General features: G+C 70.7%; 5 protein-coding genes. 1 reads left to right on the plus strand and 4 read right to left on the minus strand.

Annotated elements, in window-relative coordinates:
- Positions 1-26: 26 nt before the first annotated feature.
- Entirely contained in the window at positions 27-1,781 is a 1,755-nt protein-coding gene (locus tag ACSHV8_RS23725) for a DUF1996 domain-containing protein (RefSeq protein WP_436535951.1), read from the minus strand.
- A 219-nt stretch (positions 1,782-2,000) separates the two neighbouring features.
- Between ACSHV8_RS23725 and ACSHV8_RS23730 the strand changes: the two genes are divergently transcribed.
- Positions 2,001-2,711: an SDR family oxidoreductase gene (locus tag ACSHV8_RS23730; RefSeq protein ID WP_436535952.1), complete on the plus strand. Its 711-nt coding sequence runs from the start codon at positions 2,001-2,003 to the stop codon at positions 2,709-2,711.
- Between the two features lie 55 nt (positions 2,712-2,766).
- On the opposite strand, the gene ACSHV8_RS23735 is transcribed toward ACSHV8_RS23730, so the two are convergent.
- From ACSHV8_RS23735 to ACSHV8_RS23745, 3 genes are all read right to left on the minus strand, one after another.
- Positions 2,767-3,162, minus strand: coding sequence for a hypothetical protein (locus tag ACSHV8_RS23735; RefSeq protein WP_436535953.1), 396 nt, complete (start codon positions 3,160-3,162; stop codon positions 2,767-2,769).
- A complete protein-coding gene (locus ACSHV8_RS23740) occupies positions 3,149-10,519 on the minus strand; it encodes a LamG-like jellyroll fold domain-containing protein (protein WP_436535954.1) in 7,371 nt (2,456 codons plus the stop codon). Before ACSHV8_RS23740 ends, ACSHV8_RS23735 begins: the two co-directional genes overlap by 14 nt.
- A gap of 344 nt (positions 10,520-10,863) precedes the next feature.
- Positions 10,864-11,325, minus strand: coding sequence for a hypothetical protein (locus tag ACSHV8_RS23745; RefSeq protein WP_436535955.1), 462 nt, complete (start codon positions 11,323-11,325; stop codon positions 10,864-10,866).
- Positions 11,326-11,416: the final 91 nt, after the last annotated feature.

The following is an 11,416-nucleotide window of genomic DNA, read 5'->3' on the forward strand; positions in this document are numbered from 1 at the left end:
GCCCGATCGTCACCAGGCGGGCCGGTTCAGCGATTCCCGCAGTTCCTGCCCGTGTTGATGCAGGCGGCGATGCGCTGCATGGTGCGGACCGAGTTGACGTTGACGAAGTCGTTGTGGTCGGAGAACGGGTTGTGGTTCTCCTCCGGGAACGAGTCCAGCGCGTACTGGCCTTTCAGCTGCACCTGCCGCGAGATCCGATACGACAGGGTGATCCGCAACTGCGGGATGGCCACGAACCCGGCCGGGCAGGCCCCGGTCGCCCGGTCGGCGAACGCGACGTGGCTGCGGTGGTTGGCGCTGTCGGTGTTCTTCCCGTCCCAGCAGCCGGGGAAGTCCTGCACCCGCTGGACCTGGCGGCCCGCGGGACACACCGGGTACTTGTCCGACAGCCGATCGGCGAACCCGGAGCAGGTCCAGGTGGCGCGGGCGTTGGCCGGGCCACGGCTGGTCGGCTTGGCGTCGCCGGTCAGCTCCCGCAGGAACTTCGGCATCGGCACGACCTTGCTCACCGGGTTCCCGCGATACTCGATCAGCACCGAGGCGGGCCGTACGATCCCGCCGGTGTTGTTCGGCAGTTCCAGGTTCGGTCCCTGCGGATCGGGCAGCGCGGCAGCGGACGGGGACGGCGACGGGGTAGGCGAGGCCGCCGGTTGTCCGTCGACGGTGCAGGCGGCCAGTTTCCCGAGCCCGTCCGGGCGGGCGGCGCTGCGGCCGATCGCGGTGGCGATGCGGTCCAGGACCGCGGTTCGTTTCGCCTTCAGCGGGCCGAGGATCGCGTTGTCGACGAAGGCCGGGCCGCCCTGCCCGCGGGTGGCGACCAGCCGCTCGTTCGCCTGCGAGATCTGCCGGTCCAGTTCGGCCAGACCCCGATCCACCTCGGCCAGCGCCGCCCGCGGCACACCGGGAAGCTTGTCGCGTACGCCCGGGCACCGCACCTGCGGGCTGGCCACCGGCCCGGTGCCGGCGGGCCCGGTGTGCAGGGCCGCGTGGACACCGTCGTAGCTGATGTCGCAGTCGGCCATCGACACCATGCCGGACGGCCACCGGCCACCGGCCCGGCGGATCGCCTCACCCAGGCCGGCCAGCGCGGCCGCCCGCTGCGCACCGAGGCTGCGCAGAACCTCGTTGTTGAGATCCGCGTTCACCCCCGCGACGGCCAGAACCCGCCGGTCGGCGGCGGCCTCGGCCCGATCCAGGTCGGAGAGCAACCGGTCCACCGACGCCTTCGCGCTGTCCGGCACGGCCGGGAGACGATCACGTACGGCCGGGCACACCACCGCCCCCGACGTGCCGGACAACGCCTCGCGGACCTTCGCGCCGTCCGCGCGCACCGACGTGTCGATCCGGACCACCGGCCAGAAGTACGACGACTTGTCCCCGTTGTGGCAGGTGGTGCCCGACGCCTCCAGATCGGCGTCGGAGGAGAACGCGGTGATCGCCTTGTTGCCGACGAAGTCGTGCACGTGCTCGGCCCCGTTGCGGATGCCCGGCTGCGCCACCGGGTTGTCCGGGCTGAACTTGCCGTTGCCGTTGGTGCCGCAGTCGACCGTGAACCGGCCGCGCGAGGCGTCACGGCCCGGCCGCGGGGTCACGACACCGGCCGCGACCTTCTCGATCGGCACGTACTGGTTCAGGCTCGTCGAGGCGTCGGCCGCACCGTGGCCGCCCCCGGAGACGAACGTGACGGTCAGGACCCCGGCCGCGGCGAGCGCGGTGCCCGCCGCGAGGACCCGTACCAGGGTCGAATTCTTCGGCGTCCGCCGCCGGTAGCCAACTCTCACGGGCTTCTCCTCATCGTGGGACGAAATCGTGGGACGAAATCGTGGGACGAACCGCCCGACCGGCGGCGTCGCTCCCCGATACGCGGCCCGGACACACCCCGGATCGCCGAGAGGACGGCAGGTAAGAAGTCGGTAATAACTCGCCGGGAGCCGCTGCGCGCAGTGAGCCGGGTCGCAAAACTTGCCTCTGACATCAACGTCAGGTTTTAGCGTGGTGGCATGCAGATCAACGGCACAAAAGCCCTCGTAACCGGCGCGAACCGTGGCCTCGGCAAGGCCTTCGCGCAGGCCCTGCTCGCCCGCGGCGCCACCACCGTCTACGCCACCGCCCGCCGCCCCGACCTCATCGACATCCCCGGCGTCGTCCCGCTGCGGCTCGACATCACCGACCCGGCTTCCATCGCCGCCGCGGCGGCCGAGGTGGGCGAGCTCGACATCCTGGTCAACAACGCCGGCATCTCCACCGACGCGCCCCTGCTCGGGCCGTCCACCGACAACATCCGCCGCGAGTTCGACACCAACTTCTGGGGCACCCTCAACGTCACCCGCGCCTTCGCGCCCCGGCTCGCCGGCGGCGCCATCCTCAATGTCATCTCGGCGCTGAGCTGGTACGCGTTCGCCCCGTCGAGCAACGGCTACGCCGCCTCCAAGGCCGCCGAGTGGTCGCTCACCAACGGAATCCGGCTCGAACTGGCCGACCAGAAGACCCAGGTCACCGCCCTGGCCCTGGCGATCGCCGACACCGACATGATGGCCGGCTACGACATCCCCAAACTGCCGCCCCACGAGGTCGTCGCCCAGGCCCTGGACGGCCTGGAAGCGGGCAAGCTCGAAGTGATCGCCGACCGGCCCACCGCCAACGTCAAGGCGTCACTGTCCGGCGATCCGGCCCTCTTCTACGCCGACATCCCGGCCGCCCTGTTCGGCTGACCCCGGCCAAGCGTCGAGCGGCGCCCCTCGACCGGGACGCCGCTCGACCTTCTTACTACCTCTGCTCGACCGGGACCGGCCGCCGACCGGTAGCCGACCAGCGGAAACCGTCACCGAGGAACGCGGCCCCGAGGATCAGCAGGAGCACGTCCAGCACCAGCTCCACCCATCCGGCGGGCACCACGTCCACGGCCAGAGCACCGAGGCAGAGCAGCACCCCCGAGCCGTACGCGCCCAGGATCCTGAGCACCGGCACCCGGCCGGCCGCGGGCTGCGCCGCGTACCGGACGAACACCGCCGACGGCAGCAGCAGAAGCGGCAACGTCACCCCCGACCAGGACCGGCCGTGCACCCAGAACCCCAGCGCGAAGACCAGGACCGGCAGCGGAAGCCCGGCCAGCGCGAACAGCCATCGGGGCCGCGGAGGCGAACTCAGGTCACCAGTGCCCATGCCGGAACCTCCGCCAGACGGACCGGACACCACGACCGATCAACTTGGACGTGCCGTAGCCCGTACCCATAAGACCTCCGATACCGGCCCCGGCGCCGGCATACGCCGCGCACCGGCGCCAGCCCAGTCGCCTGGCCGCACAGTACGCGCCACCGGCCAGACCACCCACCGCCGAACCACGGCTGGAGTACGTACGGATGTAGTCGACACCCTTCCACTTGTTGCGCCACGCCCAGCGAGCCCCACGCCAACCGGCCCGAACGCCACGATGGGCGTAGGACAGGCCGCGCATGAAGCCCTGCCACTGCCAGTTGCGCAGATTCTTGACGCCCTTGGCCAGCTGCCGGGCCAGGGCCTTGCACCAGGCACCACCCCAGCCGCAGTAGTTGCGCCGCTTACCGTCGAGGTCGGTGCTGTTGACCGGGTCGGCGCAGGCGTAGTCGTAGGCGTTGCAGCTGCCCCCGGGAACCGGGTCGACGCTGAGGAACCGGCCGGTCACCGGGTTGTACAGCCGCACACCCATGAGCAGCATGCCGCCCAGCGCGTCACCCGACCGGTATTTGGCGCCCAGCCACCCGTACCGCTGGGTCCCCTGACCGGCCAGCGGAACGCCGTACTCGTCGTTGTCGAACAGCTCGACCTCGGTCATCGCCGTGTCGATGCTCACCGCGACGTCGTCGTGCAGGTTGGCCAGCTGCAGCCGCACCTGCCCGCCGGAGACGACCGCGGCCAGATCCCCGCCCGGGCCCCGCACGTTGCGGGTGATCGCCATCGTCGCCGGGTCCTCGACGATCCACCGCGGGGAGTCGGTGTCGTCCCCGTAATGGTTCAGCTTGGTCGACGTGATGAACCAGCCGTCACCGCTGTCGGTGGCCGTGGTCGACTCCCGGAACCGCCGCGACGGGTCCATCGACCAGGTCTGCCGCACGTCACCGAGCTCCTGCTCCTGCACCAGGTCGTCGGCGTGGTAGCCGACCCGCAGACCCGGCAGTTCGACCGTGCGGCCGAACGCGTCGTAGCGGTATCCGGCGTCGAGCAGACGATCGGCGCTGTCGTAGGAGTGGTTGCTCTCCTGCGCCGCCTCGGTGCGCTGACAGGCCCCCTCGGCCCCGGGACCGTACGTCCTGACCTGCAGCCGGTTGCTGCGCGCGTCGAGGTCGTACGCCCGGGTCAGGCACCCGTCGGTCATGGCGCTGTCGTGCCGGGCCTCGGTCAGCCGGCCCAGCCCGTCGTAGGAGAACGCCTTGCTGCCGCCGGTGTACTCGTGGCGGACCACGTGACCGAGGCTGTTGAAGATGACGTTCTCCGAGTGGATGACCTCACCGTCGGAGTCACGGGTGTAGGTGCGCTCCACCGGTTTGAGGTTGGCGTCGAGCCGGTCGGTGCGGGTGATCCCACCGGGGTAACGCAGCACGGTCATCTGCTCGTCCGGCCCGTACCCGGCCGTGAACGTGCCGGCCGCGCTGTCGGTGACGCCGGTGACCATGCCGCGCGGTTCGACCGCCCGGTCGTAGGTGTAGCCGGCCGCACCACTCGGGTCGCTGACCAGGACGGTCTTGCCGAACCGGTCGAAGGTGGTGACGGTCGCCCCGCCGTCGGCATCGACGTAACGCACCATCCGGCCGAGCCGGTCGTACTCCCGGGTGATCGTCGACCCGCCCGCGGCCGACGCCGCCGGTTTCCCGGTGGCCAGGTCGTAGGCGACGGTCGACTCCGGTACGGCCACGCCCAGGTCGGCGGTCACCGCCGTACCGATCTCCCGTCCCGCCGCGTCGTGCCGGGTCACCGTGGTCCGGGTCTTACCGGCCGCGGTCTCGGTCACCTCCTGCTCGTCGCCGAACCGCTCGAAGCGGGTGATCCGGCGCACCGGCAGGGATCCGGCCATGCGATCCGGGTCGTGCCCGGTGACCGCACCGGCCGCCGAGGTGCGGCAGATGTTGCCCGCCCACTCCGGCCGGTTGCCGCAGGCCTCGTCGGCGGCGTTGGCCCCGGCGGTGTAGTAGATCGTCACCGTCGTGGCCGCATCGGTGCCGGTGGCCCCGGGCGCGAACGACTTGACCTCGCGGCCCCCCGAGTCGAAGACGTGATACTCGGTCTGATCGGTCCGGCCGGCGTCGCTGACCACCTTGGTGGCCTTCTTCAGCGCCCACCCGGAGGTGCCGCCCCGTTCCGCGTCGTACCCGTTGCGGGTCACCCGGGTGTCGGCCAGCGGATACCCGTCGATCTGCGTGCCCCGGGTCTCGCTGGTCAGCAGGTGGTAGCTCGCGCCGTCCGGCTTGTTCTCGTCGTAGACGTTGGTCACCCGGTCGCGCCCGATCACCGTCGTCCCGGCGGCGAGAGCGGCGAGCTCACCGGTGCCGTCCGGATCGGCGAGCGCCTTCTCCAGGACCAGGACCGAGGTCGGCCCGACCTGCTCCAGCAGATCCGTCCCGTCACTGCCGTACCGGCTGACCGTCGACAACGCCTGCGCCCGTGTGGCGGTGTCACTCTCCAGCAGGCCCAGCGCGGCCAGATCGGCCGCCGCCTGTGAGCGGGTACCCAGCGCCAGCGCCCGGGCACTGGCCTCCAGCGAGCGGATCTCGTTACCGAACCGGTCATACTCCTTGGTGTCGATATAGCCACCCGGCGTGGCCGTGTTGACCTCCTGCGCGTTGGCATTCAAATAATGAATTTCGGCGTACGGATATCCGCCCGTCCCCGGGACCGCACGTGACGCCCGGTTCCGGGCCGGGGTGTCCTCCGGCCCGAAGACCGCGGTGGCGTCGGTCGGCACATCCCGCTGCCCCCACGTACCGACCGTGGCCGCGTCCATGTCGTGCGGGCCGCCGGCCGCCCTGGTCAGCGGAACGCCGTAGACGATCTGGCTGGCCGTCTCACCGTCGGTCTCGGTCGTACTGCCCTGCTTGAGGGCGGCACGGCGCACCCGCAGCAGCCGGCCGTAGTTCTCGTCACCGGCCAGACCCGCGACCTGCGCGTCGCTCAGGGCCGAACCGTAGACACGCACGTCGTCGATACCACCGGCCCAGGCGTTGGCGTTCGCGCCGGCCCACTTGGCCCGGCCGACGACGTAGTTGCCGCTCGCGTTCCACCCGCCGGTGGCCGCCGTCGAGGACTGCAACACGCCGTTGACGTACAGCTTCATCTTCCCGGCGGCGGTGTCGTAGACCCCGGCCAGGTGGGTCCACTGCCCGAGCGTCGGCGCCACGTTGGACACCGCACGCACCGGAGTGGCGCTCTCGTTGTCCGCGCTGACCCGGGAGAAGGCCCACTTGTTCTCGGCCTGGACGTAGTTCAGGAAGAACCCGCTGGTGCTGGACCCGTCCTTGGACACGATCGTCCGGTTGACCGAGGTGTCGGTGATCCGAGCCCACGCCGACACGGTGTAGGACGCCGTGTTCGACAGCGGGGTCCCGGCCGCCGTGTAACCCTGGGTGGACGAGCCGGGCAACGCCAGTGCCCGGTCGCCCGGGTTGCCGGGATCGTTGCCCTCGGCCCAGGAACCGCCACTGCCGGTCGCGTTGCGGCCCGCGCCCGAACTGTCGGTCCCGTTGCCGTCGAGGTTCCAGCGCAGCGCCGCGGCGTCCACGTCCGGATTGGCGTAATCGAACATCCACGGCAGCTCGCCCGGCGGCGTGTTCGTGACGACCCGGCCGACGGCGTCGTACTCGTACGCCGTCTTCAGCGCCGGGCTGATCCGCGGATCCCACACCTCCCGCAGCCGGCCCAGGTTGTCGTAGGCGTAGCGAGCCACGTCGACCGCGGTGACCGCGCCCGCCGCCGGATCCCAGCTCCAGATCTTGACGGCCGAGACGCGATCGGTGACGTCGCCGAACACCGTGCTGCTCAGCCCGGACGTGGTGCTCGTCGCGTACACGTACTCCAGCAGCTCGCAGCCGCGCACCGGGGTCGTCGCGGCGCAGCCTCCGGTGTCGTCGACACCCGGCTCCACCGGGTTGATCACCTTCTTGAGCAGAAGACGACCGTTCGCCGTGTCGTAGACGTACCTGGTGGTCGAGTCGTCGTCGGCGGTCCACGTCGAACTGACCGTCCAGACAGTCCCCTGCTGCTTGAACTGGCTGACCGTACCGTCGAGATCGGTCAACCGGAACGTGGTGGCGTCCGGCTTGCTCAACGTCAGATGCTCGTTGCCGGGCTCCGGGGTGTAACTCACCGCGTCGGCATTACGGGAGAACGTGATCCAGTCCCCGCCGAGCAGATTGACCTGCGCCACCGACGGCGACGGGAAGGTCAGCGTCGTGTACGTGCTGCCGGCCGCACCACCGGTGGCACCGCCGCTCCACGACGGGCCGAACGGGGCGACGATCTCGGTGACCGAGATGTTGTCCCAGTACACCTTCTTACCGCTGCCACCCGCATGGCCGTTGTAGAGCCGGACCAGGGCCTCGGTGCTGCCCGCCGGAACGGTCATGTCGACCGACAGTTCCTGCCAGCCCTCGGTGTACGCGGCCATCGCCGACGGCACCGCCGTATAGGCCGTACCGTTCTTGTACCAGCCCACCATCCGCAGGCCGTTGGTGGTGTTGGCCGGCGCCAGACCGGTCGCCGCCGGCACGAAGATCCAGCCGGTCAGCCGGTAGGTCCGCCCGGCCTGCATGCCCAGGCGCATCGCACCACCGTCACCACCCAGCGCGACGTAGGTGTCGTTGCTGGTCCCCGACGTGGCCGGGGTGATCTCCACCGAGTCGACCGGGGTGACGTCACCCTGGCCCCGGGCCGTGGACCGCACAGCGGTGGCGGTGGACGGGACCGTGAACCCGGTCAGGTCGGTCGAGACCTGCTGCTGGTTGGCGGTCAGCTTCTCCGGCATCGCCACATAGCCGCCGACCGGCGAGCGCGACGACGAGCTGCGGCTCACCGACAGACCGAGATCGTCGACGTCGGACGCGTCCAGACCCAGATCACCGCTGAGCAGGTTCACCGCACCGGGCCCGACCGATTCCGAGGCCCCGCCGTCACCGCTGGAATCGACCGTGACCCGCACCCACGGGGTGTCGTACACCGAACTCGTGGAGGTCGCGGTGTAGATCCGCGCACGCACCTCGACCACACCGCCGACCGCACCGAGCGTGTCGGCCGCGGTCCAGACCGCGTGCCCGCCGAGCGTCGTGAACGCCACCGGACTGGTCGCGGTCGCCACGATCGGCGCACCCCCGGCCGACGTCAGGTTGGCCGACGGGATCGGCAGAACCGTCGCACCCGGACCACGCCGATACTCGAAGAAGGCGCGGGTGTACCCGGACACCGGAGTGGTGACCTCCAGCTTGGTGCGCTTGACGATCGTCGCACCCGGCAGAGGCTGGGCCAGCGCGGCATTGCCGGCCGAGAAGACGTACAGGTTGGCCGCCGACAGGTTCCCGGCCCGGTCCTTGGCCTGCACGGTCAGTGTGCGCTGCCCGTCGCGGGGGCTCAACGTCACCGTCGTACCGGCGGTGGCGGCCAGCGTCGTCGCCGACGCGTCGGTGTCGAGCCGGTAGACGAACGCGGCCAGATCACCGGTGCTGCCGGCCGGGGTGAACGTGAACGTGTCGGACTGCCCCGCCCCACCGTGCGGCGCACCGTCGTTCTTGTACAGGTTCGCCGAGACGAACGGCACCCCCGGCTTCTCCGTGTCCGGAGTCAGATCCGTCCACCCGGTGGCGCTGCCGGCGGCGTACGGATCGGAAGCGCTGACCCGCCACTGATAGGCGGTGCCGCTGACCAGATCCGTGGTGACCTGCCAGCTCGCGGTCGACCCGGTGGTCCACCCCGGGTTGCCGGTCAGCAGGCCGGACTGCGCCACCACGGCACCGGTCGCCTTGTTGCGCAGCTCGAACGACGCCCGCAGGGCCTGCCCGGCGTTACCGTCGGCCAGCTTCGCCGACAGCGTCGGCCGCAGACTGCTCGTCTGCGCCCCGGCCCCGCAGGACGAGTAGCACGGGGCGACCGCCAGGCCGGTCGGCACACCCGGCGCCGCGTTGTAGGTGATCGTCACGACCGGCGGGTGCGCGGCCTCCGACGAGTCGAACTTCTTCCAGCTCTTCGTGTCGGACTCGCTCGTACTGCGCAGCATCACCGTGACGTCGGCCGTCTTGGCGTCCGCGGCGTACTGCAACGCCTTGCCGACCTCGACATACACGTAGCCGTCGGCACACGACGAGTTGTAGCCCTTGGTCTCGGTCGACGTGCCGACCTTCTCCCGGGCGGTCGGCTGCGCCGCCCAGCGGGTCGAGGTGTCGGCCCGATCGGTGCGCCACGCCTCCCACGACGAGGCGGTGCACGACCAGGAATGCGTCGCCCACAACCGCAGCTTGGCCGACATCACCCGGGTGCCCCAGATCCCCGTCGTACCGAACCGCAGGTAGGAACGGGCCGTGTAGGCGCTGCCGTCGATGATGTGACCGAGCTTCAGCTCGGTGGTGCCGGACTGGTCGCTGGAGTAGCTGTTCTGCACGAACGCGTCGAACGCCACCGGCAGCGACGCGGGCGGGTCGATGGTCACCGGGAACTTCAGGTCGGCGCGCTCGACGAACGCGGCGTCCGCGGTCAGCTCCATCGTGGCCCGCCCGGCGCGCCCGGGCAGCGTACGCAGACCGACCGGGGCCCGATTGACATGCTCCAGCGCGAGCGGCGCGACCTGCGCGTCCCACATCTCCGGGGCCTGCGCACGGCCGACGAGCCGGCCCTTGCCGTCCTTGAACGCCAGCCCACCGGCCTTGTCGGCGCCGGCGGTCAGCTTACCGGTGCTCATCGGCACGGACAGCTTGGCGATGCGGCGCAGCGCGGCCCGATCCTTGGCCACGAAGTACTGCTCGTAGCCGGTGGTCTGGGCCCGCACCACGATGTCGACACCGCGCAGCACGTCCGGATAGGTCGCGGTGTCGCCGGACAGCACCGGCTCCGGAAGCTTGCCCTTCCAGGAGATGCTGGTGCGCTGGGCACCGGCACCCAGGGACACGATCTCGTGCTCGCCGGCGCCGGCCTGCGCACCGCTGAGCCTCAGGCTGCGGGCGTGCACCCGCGGCTCGACCGTGCCGTCGGCGGCCCGGACCAGGGTCAGGTCGACGTCCTGCCACTTGTTGTCCGTCTGCACCCGCACCGGGGCGAGCGCCCGCTCCTCGGTGATCGTGCCGTCGGCGTTGACGAACACCTGCGTCGTCTCGGTGCGCTGACCGAGCACCTCGACCCGGTTGCCGCACAGTTTCGCCGCGACGGCCGCCGAGGCGACGTCGGCGCGATCTACCGGACAGACCGGCGGCTTGGCCACCGGCACCTCGACCGGAGCGGCCACCGCACGCTCCGGCACTCCGATGACGGCGGCCACCACCACCGGGACCAGGGCGGCACACGCCCCCTGCATCCATTTGAGCCTCCGGCCGGCGTTCCACCGGCTGAAGGTCTCCGCACGTTCACGCGGTCTCACAGCGTCCCCCTCGTATGACACGTGGTTACCGCGAGCCAACCTATGAGTCCCGAGTGATCTTCAGCAAGAGTTACGTCGATGAATTTTGTCCACTGTGAAGTGTCAGATGTCATGGGTGTCGGGTCATCCTTTCGGTCAACCCGCCAGGCCAGAAGTCATACCGCCCTTCCTGGGCATCCATGACAGATGTCATGGCATATTCATCAACCTTTCGGCCAGCCAACCGAGAGGATCAGAACCTCGGCCCGCGAGACGCGGGCCACCTGCGCCGGGCAGCCGTGTCAGGACAGGGTCAGCGCCAGGATGGCGCCGGTGGTGGCCGGATCCGAGGCCGTCCGCCCGCTGAGGTCGTTGGCGATGTCGAACCGGCGCCGGCCGGGGAACGCTCCGGGCACGACCGGGGAGAACCGCTCGACCGGCGTCATGGTCACGACGGCCCTCAGCCCGTACACGACGGCCGCGCCGCCGAGCAGGGCCGTGACCGCACCCGGGCCGCAGAACGCGGCCAGCATCGTGGCGCCGATCGCCCAGGGCAGCACGCCCGGCCGCCGCGGACCACCGGCGACGACCTCAGCGGCCGCCGCCATCACGATCCAGAGGAACAGCGCCCCGACCCCCGTGCCGGGCGAGCCGATCCCGAGCGGGCCGGTGACGGCACCCAGCAACACCGCGGACGCGGAGACGATCAGGTACGCCGCCGGGCCGCGGCCATGGGGTTCGCCGGCGCGAGTCACCAAGGTCATGCTCCACAGTGAACCGGCGCCACTCCCGGCCGAACCGGGACCTCCCCCCGACCGGCACGAACCCTGGAGTCATCGGTGCGTCGCGCTCCGT

It is taken from the genome of Actinoplanes sp. HUAS TT8 (assembly GCF_051380535.1).
Taxonomy (GTDB): Bacteria; Actinomycetota; Actinomycetes; order Mycobacteriales; family Micromonosporaceae; genus Actinoplanes.